General features: G+C 71.9%; 20 protein-coding genes and 1 pseudogene. 5 read left to right on the forward strand and 16 right to left on the reverse strand.

What is annotated here, in order from left to right; translation table 11 throughout:
• The 3 genes and pseudogenes from ACSBPG_RS25265 to ACSBPG_RS25275 form a co-directional block, all read right to left on the reverse strand.
• Positions 1-131: pseudogene (locus ACSBPG_RS25265) on the reverse strand (electron transfer flavoprotein subunit beta/FixA family protein); the annotation flags it as partial.
• A gap of 143 nt (positions 132-274) precedes the next feature.
• The gene (locus tag ACSBPG_RS25270; RefSeq protein ID WP_435540004.1) at positions 275-844 is read right to left on the reverse strand and encodes a cob(I)yrinic acid a,c-diamide adenosyltransferase; all 570 of its coding nucleotides are present in this window, start codon (positions 842-844) and stop codon (positions 275-277) included.
• Between the two features lie 22 nt (positions 845-866).
• Positions 867-1,046, reverse strand: a complete 180-nt coding sequence (locus ACSBPG_RS25275; protein WP_435540005.1) for a twin transmembrane helix small protein — start codon at positions 1,044-1,046, stop codon at positions 867-869.
• Between the two features lie 82 nt (positions 1,047-1,128).
• Between ACSBPG_RS25275 and ACSBPG_RS25280 the strand changes: the two genes are divergently transcribed.
• Complete coding sequence (locus ACSBPG_RS25280) at positions 1,129-2,547, forward strand: GH1 family beta-glucosidase (protein WP_435540006.1); 1,419 nt, start codon at positions 1,129-1,131, stop codon at positions 2,545-2,547.
• 56 nt (positions 2,548-2,603) lie between these two features.
• On the opposite strand, the gene ACSBPG_RS25285 is transcribed toward ACSBPG_RS25280, so the two are convergent.
• Positions 2,604-3,239: an NAD(P)H-dependent oxidoreductase gene (locus tag ACSBPG_RS25285; protein WP_435540007.1), complete on the reverse strand. Its 636-nt coding sequence runs from the start codon at positions 3,237-3,239 to the stop codon at positions 2,604-2,606.
• Between the two features lie 98 nt (positions 3,240-3,337).
• On the opposite strand from ACSBPG_RS25285, the gene ACSBPG_RS25290 reads away from it, so the two are divergent.
• Entirely contained in the window at positions 3,338-3,730 is a 393-nt protein-coding gene (locus ACSBPG_RS25290; RefSeq protein ID WP_435540008.1) for a hypothetical protein, read from the forward strand.
• Positions 3,731-3,733: 3 nt separating this feature from the next.
• Here the strand turns inward: ACSBPG_RS25290 and ACSBPG_RS25295 are convergent, their stop codons facing one another.
• Positions 3,734-3,994, reverse strand: a complete 261-nt coding sequence (locus ACSBPG_RS25295) for a hypothetical protein (protein WP_435540009.1) — start codon at positions 3,992-3,994, stop codon at positions 3,734-3,736.
• A gap of 63 nt (positions 3,995-4,057) precedes the next feature.
• On the reverse strand, positions 4,058-4,828 hold the full coding sequence (gene phnF, locus ACSBPG_RS25300; protein WP_435540010.1) for a phosphonate metabolism transcriptional regulator PhnF: 771 nt from the start codon (positions 4,826-4,828) through the stop codon (positions 4,058-4,060).
• Positions 4,829-5,113: 285 nt separating this feature from the next.
• Between phnF and ACSBPG_RS25305 the strand changes: the two genes are divergently transcribed.
• Positions 5,114-5,962 carry a peptidoglycan-binding domain-containing protein gene (locus ACSBPG_RS25305; protein WP_435540011.1) on the forward strand — a complete coding sequence of 283 codons (849 nt, stop codon included), beginning with the start codon at positions 5,114-5,116 and terminating at the stop codon, positions 5,960-5,962.
• Positions 5,963-5,966: 4 nt separating this feature from the next.
• On the opposite strand, the gene ACSBPG_RS25310 is transcribed toward ACSBPG_RS25305, so the two are convergent.
• Positions 5,967-6,206 carry a DUF1178 family protein gene (locus ACSBPG_RS25310; protein ID WP_435540012.1) on the reverse strand — a complete coding sequence of 80 codons (240 nt, stop codon included), beginning with the start codon at positions 6,204-6,206 and terminating at the stop codon, positions 5,967-5,969.
• 92 nt (positions 6,207-6,298) lie between these two features.
• Entirely contained in the window at positions 6,299-7,003 is a 705-nt protein-coding gene (locus ACSBPG_RS25315; protein ID WP_435540013.1) for an endonuclease III domain-containing protein, read from the reverse strand.
• Positions 7,004-7,140: 137 nt separating this feature from the next.
• Here ACSBPG_RS25315 and ACSBPG_RS25320 point away from each other — a divergent pair, with 137 nt between their 5' ends.
• A complete protein-coding gene (locus ACSBPG_RS25320) occupies positions 7,141-7,494 on the forward strand; it encodes a carboxymuconolactone decarboxylase family protein (RefSeq protein ID WP_435540014.1) in 354 nt (117 codons plus the stop codon).
• Between the two features lie 12 nt (positions 7,495-7,506).
• Here ACSBPG_RS25320 and ACSBPG_RS25325 read toward each other — a convergent pair whose 3' ends face one another.
• The 6 genes from ACSBPG_RS25325 to efp all read right to left on the reverse strand — a co-directional run bounded on the left by ACSBPG_RS25325 (position 7,507) and on the right by efp (position 13,030).
• Entirely contained in the window at positions 7,507-7,929 is a 423-nt protein-coding gene (locus tag ACSBPG_RS25325) for a hypothetical protein (protein WP_435540015.1), read from the reverse strand.
• Positions 7,930-8,063: 134 nt separating this feature from the next.
• A complete protein-coding gene (locus ACSBPG_RS25330; RefSeq protein WP_435540016.1) occupies positions 8,064-9,407 on the reverse strand; it encodes a peptidoglycan -binding protein in 1,344 nt (447 codons plus the stop codon).
• Between the two features lie 34 nt (positions 9,408-9,441).
• Entirely contained in the window at positions 9,442-10,599 is a 1,158-nt protein-coding gene (locus ACSBPG_RS25335) for a flagellar motor protein MotA (RefSeq protein ID WP_435540017.1), read from the reverse strand.
• Between the two features lie 47 nt (positions 10,600-10,646).
• Entirely contained in the window at positions 10,647-11,459 is an 813-nt protein-coding gene (locus tag ACSBPG_RS25340; protein ID WP_435540018.1) for an OmpA family protein, read from the reverse strand.
• 148 nt (positions 11,460-11,607) lie between these two features.
• Entirely contained in the window at positions 11,608-12,453 is an 846-nt protein-coding gene (locus ACSBPG_RS25345; protein ID WP_435540019.1) for an inositol monophosphatase family protein, read from the reverse strand.
• Between the two features lie 10 nt (positions 12,454-12,463).
• Positions 12,464-13,030 carry an elongation factor P gene (efp, locus tag ACSBPG_RS25350; RefSeq protein WP_435540020.1) on the reverse strand — a complete coding sequence of 189 codons (567 nt, stop codon included), beginning with the start codon at positions 13,028-13,030 and terminating at the stop codon, positions 12,464-12,466.
• Positions 13,031-13,242: 212 nt separating this feature from the next.
• Between efp and epmA the strand changes: the two genes are divergently transcribed.
• Positions 13,243-14,325, forward strand: coding sequence for an EF-P lysine aminoacylase EpmA (gene epmA, locus ACSBPG_RS25355; RefSeq protein WP_435540021.1), 1,083 nt, complete (start codon positions 13,243-13,245; stop codon positions 14,323-14,325).
• Here the strand turns inward: epmA and ACSBPG_RS25360 are convergent.
• On the reverse strand, positions 14,285-14,770 hold the full coding sequence (locus ACSBPG_RS25360) for a DUF2061 domain-containing protein (protein ID WP_435540022.1): 486 nt from the start codon (positions 14,768-14,770) through the stop codon (positions 14,285-14,287). The genes epmA and ACSBPG_RS25360 overlap by 41 nt on opposite strands.
• Positions 14,767-15,762, reverse strand: coding sequence for an MDR family oxidoreductase (locus ACSBPG_RS25365; RefSeq protein WP_435540023.1), 996 nt, complete (start codon positions 15,760-15,762; stop codon positions 14,767-14,769). The genes ACSBPG_RS25360 and ACSBPG_RS25365 overlap by 4 nt, the downstream gene beginning before the upstream one ends.
• Positions 15,763-15,996 lie beyond the last annotated feature (234 nt).

Here is a 15,996-nt window from a genome sequence, read left to right on the forward strand (position 1 = left end):
TCCACCGCGATCTCGTCGAACGGGTTCATCGACATCTTCACGTTCGCCGTCTCGACACCGGAACCGTCCGCCTTCACACGGACCTTCACGTTGTAGTCGACCACCCGCTTCACCGGGACGAGGATTTTCATGTCCGACCCTTGTCAGCAGCGCATTGTGCAGTGCGACGGACCATAGGATTTGCCGAAAGGACTGTCAACGTTGCCTGGACCGTGGGCAGCGTCGCTGCCTGGACCGTGTGCAGCGTCGCTGCCTGGACCGTGGGCAGCTCCGCTCAGCGGTTGCCGCCGGGCACCCACAGCACGTCGGCGGCGCCGTTGCCGTTCAGCCGGCGCGCCAGGACGAAGAGGTGGTCGGACAGCCGGTTCACGTACTGGAGGGCGGCGGTCCCGACCGCCTCGTGCTCGGCCAGCGCCGTCATCAGCCGCTCGGCCCGGCGGACCACGGTGCGCGCGAGGTGGACGTGGGCGGCGCCCGGCGAGCCGCCGGGAAGGATGAAGGAGTTCAAGGGCGCCAGTTCGGCGTTCATCGCATCGATCTCGCGCTCCAGCCGCTCGACCTGGGACTCGACGATTCGCAACGGCGGATACTTGGGGTTCTCCTCCTCCGGCGTGCAGAGGTCGGCGCCCAGGTCGAACAGGTCGTTCTGGATGCGCGCCAGCATCGCGTCCTCGTCCGCCAGGGCGGCGGTGGAGAGCCGGGCCATGCCGAGGACCGCGTTGGCCTCGTCGACGGTGCCGAAGGCCTCGACCCTGAGGGCGTGCTTGGCGACGCGTTCGCCGTTTCCCAGCGAGGTCTGCCCCTTGTCGCCGCCACGGGTGTAGATTCGCGTGAGCTTGACCATGGCGCCGCACTCCGGTTGGCCGTCAGGACGCCGTCAGCACGGCGAGCAGGAACAGGACGATCGCCACCCCCTGCAGCGTCACCCGCAGGCGCATCAGCCGGTTGGAATGGCGCTGGTTCGCTTCGCCGCCGCGCGCCATGAGAAAGACGCCGGCCAAAAGCGATGCCAGCACCGCCAGCATGGACAGCATCAGAAGGATCATGAAGAAACCGCTCATTCGTCCGATATAGGGCGGATGCGGCGGCGGAACCAGCCTGTTTCGCGCCCATGGCAGGGGAGTCATCATGCGACGACGGACGTTTCTCAAGGCGGCGGTCCTGGGCGGTGCTCTGGCCGGGCGGGGAGGTCGCCCCGCCGCGGCGGCCCAAGGCGAGGCGCGCTTTCCCGACGGCTTCGTCTGGGGCTGTTCGACCTCGGCCTACCAGATCGAAGGGGCGGCTGCCGCGGACGGCCGGGGCACCAGCGTCTGGGACAGCTTCAGCCGGACGCCGGGCAAGGTCCGGAACGGCGACACCGGGGACGTCGCCTGCGACCACTATCACCGCTACCGCGAGGACGTCGACCTGATGGGGCGCGCCGGCATGGGCGCCTACCGCTTCTCGGTGGCCTGGCCGCGGGTGCTGCCGCAGGGGCGGGGAGAGGTCAACGCTCCGGGGCTCGACTTCTACGACCGTCTGGTCGACGCGCTGCTGGAGCGGGGGATCGAACCCTGGCCGTGCCTCTACCACTGGGACCTGCCGCAGGCCCTCCAGGACGCCGGCGGCTGGGGCAACCGGGACATCGCCGGATGGTTCGCCGATTACGCCGAGGTGATGGCGGGACGCCTCGGCGATCGGGTGGTGCGCTGGGCCATGCTGAACGAGCCGTCGGTCGTCGCCATCTTCGGCCACGGCACCGGCGGCCATGCGCCGGGCGTGACCGGGCGGGCGAACTGCGTGGCCGCACTCCACCACCAGAACCTCGCCCAGGGCACGGCGCTGCGGGCGCTGCGCGCCGCCGGCGGCGGGCGCTGGCGGCTCGGCACGGTGCTCTCGGTGCAGCCGTCGCTGCCGGTCGGCGGGCGTCCGGAAAACGCCGAGGCGGCCGCCATGTGGGACGCGGTGTGGAACCGCTCCTGCCTCGACCCTCTGTTCCACGGCCGCTATCCCGAACGCCTGGAGGCCGACGTGGCGCCCCTGCTGCGGGCCGGCGACCTCGAGGCGATCCGCCAGCCGGTCGACTGGCTGGGGATCAACTACTACAGCCGCATGCACCAGCAGCCGGACCCGGGCGGGCTGTTCGGCACCGGCTTCGGCCCGTCGCCGCCGGGCACGCCGGCCACCGCCATGGGCTGGCCGGTCGAGCCGGACGGGCTGACCGAGGTGCTGCTCGACCTGCGCGACCGCTACGGCAACCCGCCGGTGGTGATCGCCGAGAACGGCGCCGACTACCCCGATCCGGCCGGTCCGGACGGTCGGGCCGAGGACGGCGAGCGCATCGCCTTCCTGCGCGCCCATCTGCTGGCTGGCCACGCGGCGCTTGCCCGGGGCGCCAACCTGCGGGGCTGGCTGGTGTGGACCCTGCTCGACAACTTCGAATGGGCCGACGGCTACTCCCGCCACTTCGGCCTCGTCCAGGTCGACCGGGAGACCTTGGAGCGGCGTCCCAAGGCCAGCTACCACTGGTTCGCCGAGGTGGTCCGGCGCAACGGGCTGGCGTTGTAGAGCGGGATCACTCCCGGTGGAATCACCGGGAGTGATCCCGCTCCAAATTCACATGTTTAGAGCAAGCTCGCTTTTGGCCGGATCGGCCAGAAGCGAGCTTGCTCCAGGCGCCCCATGGCCGCCTCGACGCGGGCGAGATGGGCGGCCCGCCGGCGGGCGGTCGTCCGGTCCATGTCGTAGAGGGCGAGGTAGCGCAGGCGCGCCCGCGGTGCGCAGGCGGCGAGCGTTCCCTTGCGCAGGATGCGGCGGGCCGGGTTGCGCAGGTACAACTCGGCCAGCCACCAGGGGGAGCCGAACGAGGTGAGCACCGCCACCGTCTCCAGCCCGTCGAGCAGCGGCACGATGCGGCCGCCGGCGCGGTCGTGCCGGAAGGCGATCCCCGGCCCCCAGACGCGATCGAACCAGCCCTTGAGGATGGCCGGCTGGTCGAACCACCAGTGCGGGTAGCTCAGCACCAGCGCCTGGCTGCGCAGCAGGCGATCGACCAGCGGCCGCACGGCCGAGGCCTCGTAGGGATCGGCGAAGTAGCCGCCGCGCTCCGCCGCGGTCAGCGCCGGCTCGAACCCCTCGGCGTAGAGGTCGGTCTCCACCACCTCGTGGCCGGCGGTGCGCAGGGCGGCGACGGCGGTCCGATGGACGGCGGCGGTGAAGCTGTCGGGCAGGGGATGGGCGAGCACGGCCTGGACGCGCATGGCACCTCCGGAAGCGGGCGGCCACTGTAGCATGACGCGCCGGCGGCGGCGCCGTGCTACAGTGGCCGTCGGTCCGATCCCGAGCGCCGCCGTCCGCGATGCCTCCCGCCAAGCCGCCGCAACCCACCCGCTTCGCGATCCAGAAGGCGCGCGGAAAGGGGTGGACCACGCTGGAGGTCGGCGAGGAACGGGCCCAGGCCGAGGCCCGCTTCGCGCTCATGGTCCGGGTCAACCCGCGGGCCTATTTCCGGCTGATCGAGCTGGAACTCAACCCCGACTCCGCCTACGAGGGGATGGAGTTCAACTGGAAGCTCCTGCTGCTGCACGACCCCAGCCGGACGACTGCGCCGCCGTCGCCGGGCCGCCGGCCGGCCCGGCGCCGCTCCCGGGACAAGGTCCGGCTGCCGCTGCGCTTCTATCTCGGCGTCGTGCTGGCGGGGGCGCTGATCGGCGTGGCGCTCTACCTGGCCTGGGGACGGGCGGGGCCCTGACGGTCAGTCCGCGTCGTACCCCTTGCGGCGCATGCATTGGTCGAAGACGACCCGGCGGTATTCGGCCTGGGGTGTCTCGGGCAGCGGGTTCGGCGGGTAGCCGCGCAGGCGCATGACGGTGTCGATCTCGTAGTCGCAGGAGTCGAAGGCGAGGACGGCGCTGTCGTCCGTCGCCGTGTAGTCCCGGTAGTTGGGATTGCTGCAGCCGGCCAGCAGGGCGGCGCCGCAAAGGACGACGGGGGCCAGTCTCGCACCGTGCACCATGGCGCCACTCCTTCCGCACGCGGGAGAGGACGCGAGAATACCACGCATTTTATCGAAAGTCCGTTAACGGGAGGCGAGGCCGCCGGGGGCATCGGCGGTAGCGAGGGTGGGGTCCTCCGCTTCCACGACAATCTCGATCTGGTTGGCGGCGAAGCGGGTGTGGCTCCACTGGATCGGCACGCCGTCGGCGTCGACGTTGACGGCCTCGCTGACCAGGACCGGCACGCCGCGCGGCAGGCGGAGCAGATCCGCCTCGCGGGCGTCGGGCATGCGGGCGGTAAGGCGGGTGGTGCGCCGGGTGTAGTCGCCGACGCCGTGACGCCGCAGCGCCGCGGTGATGGAGCCCTCGCTGCGGAAGGCGTCGATCAGGCGGGGAAACCGCTCGGCCGGGGAGCGGTGGTCGGACAGGGCGACCGGCCGGCCGTCGATACGGCCGAGCGTCTCGAGGACGATCACCGGGGTCTGCGACGCCAGGGCCAGGGCTTCGGCCAGGGCCGGGCCGGCCGGCACGATGTCCGCCCGCAGCAGCTCCCATGCCGGACGCCGGTTCTGCCCCCGGACGTTCGCGGAGAACCGGGTGCGCCGGCCCACCGCGTATTCCACCCGGTGCGGCTGCACGAAGGTGCCGCGCCCGTGCTCGACCCGCACCACACCGTCCTCGGCCAGCGCCGCCATGGCGCGGCGGACGGTGTGGCGGTTGACGCCGAAGCGGGCCGCCAGCATGCCCTCGGAGGGAAGCCGCTCCTCGGCGCCGTGGGTGCCGGCTTCGATCTCCTGCGACAGGCTGTCGGCGATCCGCCGCCACAACGGCGGCCCTGCGCCACGCGGCGTCATGGCGTCCCTCTTCTTCCGGCGGGGAGCGGCAACACGGGCGTTCCGGGCGGGGTCGGCCGGGCCCGGCGGTGCAGCGGACCTTACGCCCCGTCCACCTTCGGCGCAGCATCTTTTGCCGGCCCGCCGTGGGCGGGGTGACGGGGGGCGCAGCGACACGCTGCGGTGCGGTGCATTTCCGCTTCGGCAGGTCAGCCGTTCGAAAATCTCGCCCGTAAAAGTGCCGCAATCTGGTAACTAAACCCACCGTACGCATCCCGCACGGGGGCACAGGGACGGAGGGGAACGATGGCGGACGGATCCGCCCGGCACGGCCGGGCAACGGTTCCGGCGGTGGCGGCGGGTCTTCTGGCCACGGTCTGGCTGGTCGCGGCGCCGGTCGGACCGGCGGGCGCGCAGCAGCCGACGGCCGCCGATATCCAGTGGGCGCAGTCGATCCTCAAGGACAAGGGGTTCAAGCTCGGCCGGCCCAACGGCCAGATGACGCCGGAGACCCGCGCGGCCCTGAGCGCCTACCAGAAGTCGGTGGGGCTGCCGGCGACCGGCCAGCTCGACCAGGCGACCGTCGACAAGATGATGGCCGGCCGGGCGGCCAAGACGCCCAGCACGGTCGGCAACCTGGCGGCCCAGAAGCCGGGCGGCGGCGGCCCCGGCCAGGCCTCCCGCACGCCCGAGCGCGAGGTGACGCCGCGCGCCGCCACCCGCGTCGGCGACGTCGAGGCGACCGGCGGCGACGGCGAGGTGCTGCTCGGGCCGGTGGTGCGCAGCCCGGGCACGGGTGGCGCCCAGGATGCGGTGCCGCGGGCGGCGCCCAGCGCCGGCGTCACCGCCGCCACGACGGCCGGCCGCGAGGTCCCCGCCAACGCCCTGTCGACCGGCGACGACGGCTTCGTCCCGGCCAACTGGATGCGCTACGCGGTGATGGCGCTCCTCGCCGCCACCGTCGGGGCGCTCGGTGTCGGCTGGTGGCGCAGCGGCCGCGCCAAGCCCATTGCCGCCGCACCGGCACGCGCGATGCGCGCCGAGCCCGGCTTCACCGAACGGCGCGAACCCACCTTCACGCCGCACCGCGACGACCTGGTCGCCGGGCGCCTGCCGCCGCTGTCCGCCCAGCCGCGCGGCGGCCGGGCGCGCTGACCCGCTACATCATATGCGCCATGGGGCAGCCGGCACCGGCGCAGCCGCCGGGGCTGCAGGCCGGAGCCGGCGTCGCCGCCCCCTTGGCCGTGCCGACGCTGGGCGCCATGATCGCCTTGGCGACCTGGGTGCCGCCGCAGGACGGGCAGGGGATGCGGCCCGTCCTGGCGTCGTAATCCGCCATGTTGTCGAACCACTCGTCGAACTCGTGCCCGCACTCGCACCGCAGCGCATACAGAATCATGGCCCGTTCCCGTTCCGCTGAGAGGACGCCCGTCGGCGGTCTTCTAGCCGACGCACGGCGGGGACGCCAAGCGCAGCGGTGCCGCAGGCGGTTCAGCGGTGGTCGGTCACGCCGACCTGCCGGCACTGGGACAGCAGCGGGCAGCTGGAGCATTTCGGCCGCACCCCGGTGCACAGCCATTTGCCGAAGGGCACCAGACGCTCGTTGATCTCGATCCAGTAGCGCTCGGGAAGCTTGGCTTCGAGCGCCGCCATGGTGCGTTCCGGCGACGTCGTCGCCACGTAGCCCCAGCGGTTGGCGACGCGGTGCACGTGGACGTCGACCGCGACCGCCGGCCGGCCGAATCCGACCGCCAGGGTCAGGGCGGCGATCTTCGGGCCGACGCCGCGCATGGCCATCAGCCCCTCCGCGGTGTCCGGCACCCGGCCGCCGTGCTCGGCGACGATGCGGCGCGACAGCGCCACGAGGTCGCGCGCCTTTGGTTCGGGAAAGCTGGCGCCGTCGAGCAGGCGCGCCAGCTCGGCCTCGCCGAGTCCGGCCATGGCATCCGGTGTCCGGGCGACGGCGAACAGGCGGTGGCACACCGCCACCGTCGTCTCGTCGCGGGTGCGGGCGGAGATCAGGCTGCCGACGAGCTGCTCGAACGGGCTGTCGAATCCCTCGTCGCGCAGCGCGAACATGGCGGCCTTGGGCAGGCCCGCCGTCGCCGCGCGCAGCCGCTCGAACACGGCGTCGATATCGAACGGCTCCTTGCCGCGGCGGCTCGGCGCGGTCGCTTGTGTGGCGGGGACGGGCATGGGCGGCGGATCTCCCTGCGGCGGTTCCTCCCCCAACAGCAGGCGGCAGGGCAGGGTTGCGCGGCGTGAGGGTTCCGCGGCGGCCGCGGTCCTTTTAATTTAGGGTTCTCTAAAGTTGAGCCCGCGAGGAGACGGTGATGGTTCACGACTGGTCGCAGATGACCAAGGATCTGGTCGCGGCGATGAAGGAGCTGCGCGGCGGCACGCCCGACGTGATGAAGGCCTTCTCGGAAATGGCCCGGCAGGCGACGGCGAGCCAGGCCTTGGACACCAAGACGAAGGAGCTGATCGCCCTCGCCATCGCCGTCGCGACGCGCTGCGACGGCTGCGTGGCGTTCCACGCCAAGGCCGCCGTCGAGCACGGCGCCAGCCGCGAGGAGGTCATGGAGACCATGGGCATGGCGATCTACATGGGCGCCGGCCCGTCGGTCATGTACGCCGCCCAGGCGCTGGAGGCCTTCGACCAGTTCGCGGCGCTCAAGCAGGGCTGAAGAGCCGCCGGGTCAGCCGCCCAGGAAGTCCTTCAGGGTCTGCGCCGGGAACGACGGCGGGAACTGGGCCTTCCGGGCGGTGGCGATGACGTCCTCGATGAAGTGGTGGTAGTGCGCCTCGGGATCGGCCGGCGGCATGATCGGCTTGAACGGGCCGTCATAGCCGTTGGCGGTGCGCAGCGTCGCCCCGTACTCCGACGGGTCCAGCAACGGGAACAGGAAATAGGAGTGCGATCCTTCCTGCGTCTCGGCGACGTGACGGTGCTCGCGGGCGATCGTGAAGTTGCCCTCCGCATCGGGGGCCGAGAGCACGGCCAGGCCATGGTGGACCGTGGCGCGGTCGCGGGTGTTCTGGTGGGCGTCCTCGTCGAAGGCGCTCTTGGGATAGATCGCTTCGACGCTCTTGCGGTCGTTGACGTTGGCCCTGCTTTCCATTCCGGTCTCCCGTCGCGAATGCTGACGCGGCTGCGCTTCCGGCAAGCCTACCACGACCAACCGCGGCGGCGCAGGATCGGCATCCGGCGTGGCGCGGTGAATTCCGCCATGCGGGATATCGGGCCGACGCGTCCCTACCGCTGGTCCAGCTTGATCTCGATGCGTCGGTTGCGCGCCATGGCCTCCTCGGTGCCGCTGGCGTCGAGCGGCTGGTACTCGCCGAAGCCGGCGGCGACCAGGCGGTCGGCGGGGATGCCCTGTTCGGTCAGGAACTTGACCACGGAGATCGCGCGCGCCGCCGACAGCTCCCAGTTCGACGGGAACTGGAAGGTGGCGATGGGGCGCGCGTCGGTGTGGCCGTCGACCCGCAGCACCCAATTGATCTCCGGCGGAATCTGCCGGCCGATCTCGATCAGCGTCTCCGCCAGCTCCGCCAGGCGCTCCTTGCCGGTCTCCTGCAGGGTCGCCGAGCCCGAGGGGAACAGCAGCTCCGACTGGAAGACGAAGCGGTCGCCGACGATGCGCACGTCGGGCCGGTTGCCGAGCGCCTCGCGCACCCGGCCGAAGAACTCCGACCGGTAGCGGGCCAGCTCCTGCACCTTGCTGGCGAGCGCCTGGTTGAGGCGATTGCCGAGGTCGGCGATCTGCACCTGCTGCTCCTCGGCCTTCTGCTCCGACGCCTCGAGCGCCGCGTTCAGGCGCGCCAGCTCCTCCCGCAGCGCGGCCATCTGCCGATTGAGGGCGGCGACCTGCTGCTGGCTCTGCTCGGTCAGCGCCGTCTCCTCGTCGAGCGAGGCCTTGGCCGTGTCCAGGGCCGTCAGCAGCTCCTCGATGCGGATGTCACGCTGCTGGATCTCGCGCTGGGCCAGCATGGTCTTCTCGTTGGCGTCGGCCAGCGTGCTCTCCAGCGCCTGCGCCCGGTCGCGCACCGAGCCGAGTTCGGCCAGCAGCTGGGCCCGCTCCTCCTCGGTCAGGCGCAGCGAAGTGCCCATCTCCGCCAGCTCGCCCTCCAGCTTCTGGCGGGCCTCGCGCAGGGCCCTGAGGTCGTCCTCCAGGCTGGCGACCTCGCGCAGCTTCATCTCGATCGTCTCGCGGTCGGCGCGCACCGTCCGCTCCAGCTCGGCCGCCGCCCGTTCCAGCCGGTCGCGGTCGTCCTGCAGCTGGAGCATCTGCGTCGACATGTCCTCGCGCGCGGCGATGGAGGCCTGCAGCTCGTCGGACAGCTGGGTGATGTTGAGGCGCAGGTCGGCGTTGGCGTCACGCTCCAGACGCAGGAGGTCGTTGAGCTCGGCGACCTTGGCGTTGAGCCGGTGGAGCTGCTCGTCCCGGCCGGTGATGACGTTCGCCAGATAGAACTGGGTCACGACGAACACCATCAGCAGGAACATGACGACCATGATGAGCGACGAGAGCGCATCGACCCAGCCGGGCCATGCGTTCACCTCGCGGTAGCCGTTGCGGCGGCTCAAGCTTGCCATGAACCCTTACCCGCTGCCCGTTCCCGTCCGTCGTTCATCGCCCGTCGGCGCGTTCCGCCTCTTCCGCCAGCGCCGCGATGGTGCGCGTGAGCACCTTGATCTCGCTGCGGATCTCCTGCACCGACTGGGTGCGGCCGCTGGCCGACTCCTCGACCAGCCGCGCCAGATAGATGTCGATGTTGCGCAGGTGCTGGCGCGACGCCTCGTCCATGCCGAAGCCGGTGGTCGCCGCCTCCGACAGGCGGGTCAGCAGATGCTTCATCTGCACTTGGCTCTCGCCCAGCTTGAGCAGGAGCTGCTGCTCCGCCCGCATCTGGTCGGTCAGCGTCGCCAGCCGCTCGGTCAGCGCCAGCACCTGGGCGTTGGCGGCCCGGCGCCCCTCCTCGGCGTTGGCGACCGTCCGCTGCAGCGCCTCCAGGTTTTCCGCCGTCTGCTCCAGCAGCGCCTGCACATAGACCGGCACCGACTGGTCGCCGCTCTCCAGCCCGCCGGCGCCCGACGACAGCCGGGTCGCGCCGGACAGCCAGTCCTCCACGTCCTGGAAGAAACGGTGCTGGGCCTGGGTCGCCTGCAGTTCCAGGAAGCCCAGGACGAGCGAGCCGGCGAGGCCGAACAGCGAGGAGCTGAAGGCCGTGCCCATGCCGGTCAGCGGCGCCTCCAGGCCCGACTGCAGGTTGCTGAACATGTTGGCGACGTCGCCGCCCTGCACCGACAGGCTGCCGATCACCGACCCGACGGAACGGACCGTGTGCAGCAGCCCCCAGAAGGTGCCGAGCAGGCCGAGAAAGATCAGCAGGCCGATCAGGTAGCGCGACAGCTCGCGCGACTCGTCCAGGCGCGCGGCGATGCCGTCCAGCACCGAGCGCATCGACAGCGCCGACAGCATCAGCCGGCCCTTGCGTTCGCCGAGCATGCGCCCCATCGGCGCCAGCAGCACCGGCTCCGACACCTCGGCGGCGCCGGGCCGCGCCTCCTGGCGGAAGTGCTCCAGCCACGCCACCTCGCGCCGCAGGGTCCAGACCTGGCGGAAGATGTAGACGATGCCGACCAGCAGGGTCGCCAGGATCATGCCGTTGAGCGCCGGATTGGTGACGAAGGCGTTCTCCAGCGCCGGGAAGAGCAGGGCTGCCACCACCAGCACGATCACCAGGAAGACGATCATCCGGGTCAGAAAGCGCTCAGGGCGCGTCATCGGAAGGGACCTCCTGGTGTCGTCGGAGCGGTCGGGGGCGAGCGTGCTCAATCGTTCAGGTACTCCACCTCGATCCGGTCGGTCGCACCGTCCCCGGTGCCCGTGCCGAGGGCGCGGATGTCGACCCGGGTGCTGCGGACGCCGAGCGCCGCCAGCCGTTCGCGCAGGGCCAGGGCCCGCTGCAGCGAGAGGCGCCGGGCCTCGCGTTCCGTTTCGGCGGTGCCGCTGGCGTAGGACCGCAACTGCAGGCGGAGCCGCTCGTCGGCGCGCAGGCGCAGGGCGGTCGCCTCCACCTGCCGCTCGGCTTCCTCCGGCAGAACGGTGGCGGAACCGGCGAAGGCGATGCTGTAGTCCTCCGGCGGCGGCAGCGCCGTCACGTCCGGCGGCGGCGGCAGCGCCGCCGTTTCGGTGCGCGTCTCGGCCGGCCGCCCGGGCGGTTGGTGGGCCGACTGATCGAGGGCCGGCGCCGGCTCGCCGGCAGGCGGCGGGGCGGCGGCGGTCTCGGCCGGAGCCGGGCGCGCCGGCTGGGGAATCGGCGGAGCGCCGGCGGGAAGCGCCGGCGGCGGCACCGGGTCGAGCGCGGCCACGTCCGGCGGTGGCGGCGCCTCCAACGGCTGCGGGGCGACGAAACGGGGTGGAGCGGCGATCGTCCGCGGGGCATTCAGCCGCGGCGGCGGCGGCACGGCGAGGGGCGTCGCCGTTTCCAACGACAACGGTCCCGACAGCGCCGCGGCGGGCCGGGTGGAACTCGTCCGGGCCTGCGGCCACGCCGGCGCCGCGGTCCCGGCAAGGACCACGCCGACGGCGAGCGCGCACAGCACCGGCGACCGTCCTGCGGGCGCCTTCGATTGCCGGATCATGCCTCCGAGAATACCCTTGGTGAGCAGCGCGGAATTCCTTTTACGCGGAAACCTGGCCGCACCATAGCCCATCGATGGGCGTAGGTACAATTTCCCTTGGCGCGGAGGAGGTGGAGCCTCCTCCGGCGTGCTTCCGCTGCCGCGATGGTCAGGCGGAGGCCGGGTTTCCCGGCGGATTGCCCGGTACCGCCGCCTTTTTGCGCTCCACGCCGCGCAGAATCGTCGCCAAGGGCAGGTGGAGATGGGCGTTGGCGGCGAGAATCGAGCCGCCGAAGACCGGGTTGCGGCCGCCGCCGATCTCGCTGACGAATCCGCCGGCCTCGGTGATCAGCAGGATGCCGGCGGCGCAGTCCCAGGGCGCCAGGCCGCGCTCCCAGTAGCCGTCGTAGCGGCCGGCGGCGACGTAGGCGAGGTCGAGGGACGCCGCGCCGAACCGGCGGATGCCGGCCACCTCGGCCATGATCGCCTCGGCCTCGCCGAGGAAGCCGGCGTGGTCGCCGCGTCCCTTGAACGGGATGCCGGTGGCGATCAGCGAGTCGGCGAGGGCACGGCGTTCCGAGACGCGCAGGCGCTTGTGGTTGAGGAAGGCACCCTGGCCCTTCTCCGCCCAGAACATCTCGTCGTGCACCGGCTCGTAGACCACGCCGGCGACGATCTCGCCGCTCTTCTCGAGCGCGATGGAGATGGCGAAGTGGGGCAGGCCGTGCAGGAAATTGCTGGTGCCGTCGAGCGGGTCGACGATCCACCGCGTCGTCTTGTCGCGACCGGCGCTGCCGCCGGACTCCTCCATCAGGAAGCCGAAGTCGGGGCGCGCCTTCTGCAGCTCCTCGCGCAGGGTCTTCTCGGCGCGGTGGTCGGCCGCCGAGACGAAGTCGGCCGGCCCCTTGCGCGAGACCTGGAGCTGCTCGACCTCGCCGAAGTCGCGCACGAGGCCGCGCGCCGCCTTCTCGGCGGCGCGGGCCATGACGTTGATGAGTGCCGAACGGGTCGCCATGAGTGGGGGGTCAGTCCTTCGCGCGCTCGACGTATTCGCCGGTCGAGGTGTCGACGACGACGCGGGTGCCCGCCTCGATGTGCGGCGGCACCAGGATCGACACGCCGTTCTCCAGCTTGGCCGGCTTGTAGGAGGAGGAGGCCGTCTGCCCCTTCACGACCGGGTCGGCCTCGACGATCTGCAAGGTCACCTTGGGCGGCAGCTCCACCGACAGCGGCGCGCCCTCGAAGCTCTGCACCGTCACCTCCATGCCGTCCTGCAGGAAGACGGCCTGCTCGCCGACGATGTCGCCGGGGATGCCGATCTGCTCGTAGGATTCCTTGTCCATGAAGGTGTGCATGTCGCCATCGGAGAAGAGATAGGTCATCTCGTGCTCGTCGAGGCGCGCGCGCTCCACCGTCTCCTGGGTGCGGAAGCGTTCGATGCTCTTCGTGCCGGTCCGCACGTCCTTCATCTCGAGCTGGATGAAGGCGCCGCCCTTGCCGGGTTGGACGATGGCGGTCTTCTGAATGACCCAGAGCTTTCCGTTGTGCTCCAGCACGTGGCCGGGGCGCATCGTGTTGGCGTTGACCTTCATGGCACGATCCGTATTTCCAAGAGACAAGCGGCGCGGACCCTACCAGCTTGGCCGGACCGAGGCAACGCCGCGAGGCTCCGGATATGCCCCCTCGCGGCGGCCCTTGCAACAGTTTCCCGAGGTGGCCCCGGCGCCCGCCGGCGGCGCGCGTTGAAGGCGGACGGGGGCTGGTGTAGGGGTGACGCCACCCCAGCCCGATCCCGGTGCGTTCCATGACCTCCGCGCTTCCCTTCTGGCATCCCGCCGCCTTCGCCGTCCGCGCCCCGCATCTCGCCGCGCGCGGACGGGTGCTGGCCGCCACCCGCCGCTTCTTCGAGGAGCGCGGCTTCGTCGAGGTGGACACGCCGGCCCTGCAGGTGTCGCCGGGCATGGAGCCGCACCTCCAGGCCTTCGCCACCGAGCTGGCGGGGCCGAACCCCGAGGATCGGTGGCGGATGCACCTGCACACCAGCCCCGAGTTCGCGATGAAGAAGCTGCTGGTGGCTGGCGTGCCGCGGCTGTTCCAGATCGCCCACGTCTTCCGCAACGGCGAGCGCTCGGCCACCCATCACCCCGAGTTCTCCATGCTGGAATGGTACCGGGCGGGGGAGAGCTACGCGGCGCTGGTGGACGACTGCGTCGGCCTGGTGCGCGCCGCCGCCGCCGCGGCCGGGCGGACCGGCTTCGCGTTCCGCGGCCTGACCTGCGATCCCTTCCGCCCATGGCGGGTGTTGACGGTGGCCGACGCCTTCGCCGAATACGCCGGCATCGACCTGATGGCCGCCTACGACGGCTCCCACGAGCCGGACCCGGGGCCGCTCGCCGCGGCGGCGGCGCGGGCGGGGGTGGCGCCGCACGCCGGCGACCGCTGGGAGGACGTGTTCTTCCGCGTCATGTTCGACCGCATCGAGCCCCACCTCGGGGAGGGGGTGCCCTGCGTGCTGACCGACTATCCCCTGTGCATGGCCGCCCTGTCGCGCCCCAAGCCCGGGGACCCGCGTCTGGCCGAGCGGTTCGAGCTGTACGCCTGCGGCCTGGAGCTGGCGAACGCCTTCGGCGAGTTGACGGACGCCGCCACCCAACGCGCCCGCTTCGCGGCCGACATGGCGCTGAAGGAGAGGCTCTACGGCGAGCGCTTTCCGGTGGACGAGGACTTCCTGGCCGCGCTGGAGCACGGCATGCCGGAGAGCGCCGGGATCGCGCTCGGCTTCGACCGGCTGGCCATGCTGTGCGCCGGTGCCGAGCGCCTCGAGGACGTTCTGTGGGCGCCCGTGATCACGGCGCCGGGAACAGATGGGCCCAGGCGAGATCGTTGACGGCGTAGGAGACGGAGTCGCCGATCACGTTGAAGACGAGGAATCCGACCGCCGCCGTGGCGCTGCCCGTCAGCACCCAGCCGTTCGCCAGCACGCGGGCGGCGTTGACCACGGTGTAGCTGGCCGTCTTGGCGGGGACGGCGTCGCGCTCGGACAGGCCGGTGTGCGGAAGGAGGGCGGCCCACGCCGCTTCGTGGACGTAATAGACCACCGGCTCCGTGGTGATGGAGACGAGCGCGAAGACGCCGCCCGAGGCGAGGTCGCCGTACCGCAGGGCGCCGAACGCGAAGTTGTTGAGCGCCGACAGGCCGAGATAGGTCAGCGTCTTGGCCAGGGTGCGGTCGACGGCCGGCGGCGCGGCGGAGGCCTCCGCCCGCGCCGGCCCGGGCGCCGTGACCGCGGCGACGGCCAGCAGCACGCCGGCCGCCGCGTGGGCGACGGTCATCCCGCCATGTCCAGCACGACGCGGCCGCGGATGCGGCCGGCCAGGATGTCGGCGGCGAGGTCCGGCAGCTTGGCGAAGGGCTCGACCCGGTACATGGCCCTGAGGGCGTCGCGATCGAGGTCGCGGGCCAGGCGCGCCCATGCCGCGTCGCGCCGCGGCTGCGGCGCCATCACGGAATCGATGCCGAGCAGCGACACCGAGCGCAGGATGAACGGCAGCACCGTCGCCGGCAGATCGACCGAGCCGGCGAGCCCGCAGGCGGCGACGGCGCCGCCCCAGACGGTCTGCGACAGCGCGCTGACGAGGGTCTGGCCGCCGACGGAATCGACGCCGCCGGCCCAGCGCTCCTTCTGCAGCGGCGGGCCCTTCTCCAGCAGCGCGGCGCGGTCGAGGAAGCCGGTCGCCCCCAGCCCGGCGAGGTAGTCGTGGGTCTCCGGCCGTCCGGTCGAGGCGGTGACGGCGTAGCCGCGCTTGGCGAGCAGAGCCACCGCGACCGAGCCGACGCCGCCCGCGGCACCGGTGACGAGCACCTCCTTCCCGCCGGGCGCGACGGTGCCCCAGGCTTCCAGCGCCTCGACGCAGAGCGCCGCGGTGTAGCCGGCGGTGCCGATGCCCATGGCCTCCTCCAGGGAGAAGGCGTCGGGCAGGCGGGTGAGCCACTCCGGCTTCAGGCGCTGGTAACGGCTGTAGCCGCCCCACGCCGTCTCCGACAGCCCCCAGCCGTTGACGACCACCAGGTCCCCGGCCTTCCAGGCGGGAGAGCGCGATTCCACGACGGTGCCGGCGAGGTCGATGCCGGCGACCATGGGCAGCTTGCGGGCGATCCGCCCCTTGCCGGTGACCGCCAGGCCGTCCTTGTAGTTGACCGTGGAGTAGGCGATCTCGACGAGCACGTCGTGATCCGGCAGGGCGTCGCGGGCGAGATCCCGGAAGGTCCCCTTGGGCTTGCCGTCGACGTCCTCGATCACGAAGGCGGTGAAGGTGTCGGCCATGGTGCGGTTGTCCTCCCGGATGTTCGTCCGTCCGCAGTATGGCACGCCGGCGACGGCGCAAAAAAGGCCGCGGACACCGCTCGGAAGGTGATGCACGCCTGCACCCCGAACAGGTCCATGCGGTTCTCACGGGTGTCGGACGGATCGCCGCGACCGCACGGCGTCCGGCACACGTCGCAGACCGGCGGACGAGCGGTCATGGCGATGACGCTGCCCCGGTGGAGATGCGCTCGA

The sequence above is a fragment of the Azospirillum sp. ST 5-10 genome (assembly GCF_051225715.1).
Classification (GTDB): Bacteria; Pseudomonadota; Alphaproteobacteria; order Azospirillales; family Azospirillaceae; genus Azospirillum.

Bases quoted from the DNA above. Each gene is read 5' to 3' on its own strand.
- ACSBPG_RS25270 (WP_435540004.1), bottom strand. From the start codon at position 844: ATGGTCAAGCTCACGCGAATCTACACCCGTGGCGGCGACAAGGGGCAG.
- ACSBPG_RS25275 (WP_435540005.1), bottom strand. From the start codon at position 1,046: ATGATCCTTCTGATGCTGTCCATGCTGGCGGTGCTGGCATCGCTTTTG.
- ACSBPG_RS25280 (WP_435540006.1), top strand. From the start codon at position 1,129: ATGCGACGACGGACGTTTCTCAAGGCGGCGGTCCTGGGCGGTGCTCTG.
- ACSBPG_RS25285 (WP_435540007.1), bottom strand. From the start codon at position 3,239: ATGCGCGTCCAGGCCGTGCTCGCCCATCCCCTGCCCGACAGCTTCACC.
- ACSBPG_RS25290 (WP_435540008.1), top strand. From the start codon at position 3,338: ATGCCTCCCGCCAAGCCGCCGCAACCCACCCGCTTCGCGATCCAGAAG.
- ACSBPG_RS25295 (WP_435540009.1), bottom strand. From the start codon at position 3,994: ATGGTGCACGGTGCGAGACTGGCCCCCGTCGTCCTTTGCGGCGCCGCC.
- phnF (WP_435540010.1), bottom strand. From the start codon at position 4,828: ATGACGCCGCGTGGCGCAGGGCCGCCGTTGTGGCGGCGGATCGCCGAC.
- ACSBPG_RS25305 (WP_435540011.1), top strand. From the start codon at position 5,114: ATGGCGGACGGATCCGCCCGGCACGGCCGGGCAACGGTTCCGGCGGTG.
- ACSBPG_RS25310 (WP_435540012.1), bottom strand. From the start codon at position 6,206: ATGATTCTGTATGCGCTGCGGTGCGAGTGCGGGCACGAGTTCGACGAG.
- ACSBPG_RS25315 (WP_435540013.1), bottom strand. From the start codon at position 7,003: ATGCCCGTCCCCGCCACACAAGCGACCGCGCCGAGCCGCCGCGGCAAG.
- ACSBPG_RS25320 (WP_435540014.1), top strand. From the start codon at position 7,141: ATGGTTCACGACTGGTCGCAGATGACCAAGGATCTGGTCGCGGCGATG.
- ACSBPG_RS25325 (WP_435540015.1), bottom strand. From the start codon at position 7,929: ATGGAAAGCAGGGCCAACGTCAACGACCGCAAGAGCGTCGAAGCGATC.
- ACSBPG_RS25330 (WP_435540016.1), bottom strand. From the start codon at position 9,407: ATGGCAAGCTTGAGCCGCCGCAACGGCTACCGCGAGGTGAACGCATGG.
- ACSBPG_RS25335 (WP_435540017.1), bottom strand. From the start codon at position 10,599: ATGACGCGCCCTGAGCGCTTTCTGACCCGGATGATCGTCTTCCTGGTG.
- ACSBPG_RS25340 (WP_435540018.1), bottom strand. From the start codon at position 11,459: ATGATCCGGCAATCGAAGGCGCCCGCAGGACGGTCGCCGGTGCTGTGC.
- ACSBPG_RS25345 (WP_435540019.1), bottom strand. From the start codon at position 12,453: ATGGCGACCCGTTCGGCACTCATCAACGTCATGGCCCGCGCCGCCGAG.
- efp (WP_435540020.1), bottom strand. From the start codon at position 13,030: ATGAAGGTCAACGCCAACACGATGCGCCCCGGCCACGTGCTGGAGCAC.
- epmA (WP_435540021.1), top strand. From the start codon at position 13,243: ATGACCTCCGCGCTTCCCTTCTGGCATCCCGCCGCCTTCGCCGTCCGC.
- ACSBPG_RS25360 (WP_435540022.1), bottom strand. From the start codon at position 14,770: ATGACCGTCGCCCACGCGGCGGCCGGCGTGCTGCTGGCCGTCGCCGCG.
- ACSBPG_RS25365 (WP_435540023.1), bottom strand. From the start codon at position 15,762: ATGGCCGACACCTTCACCGCCTTCGTGATCGAGGACGTCGACGGCAAG.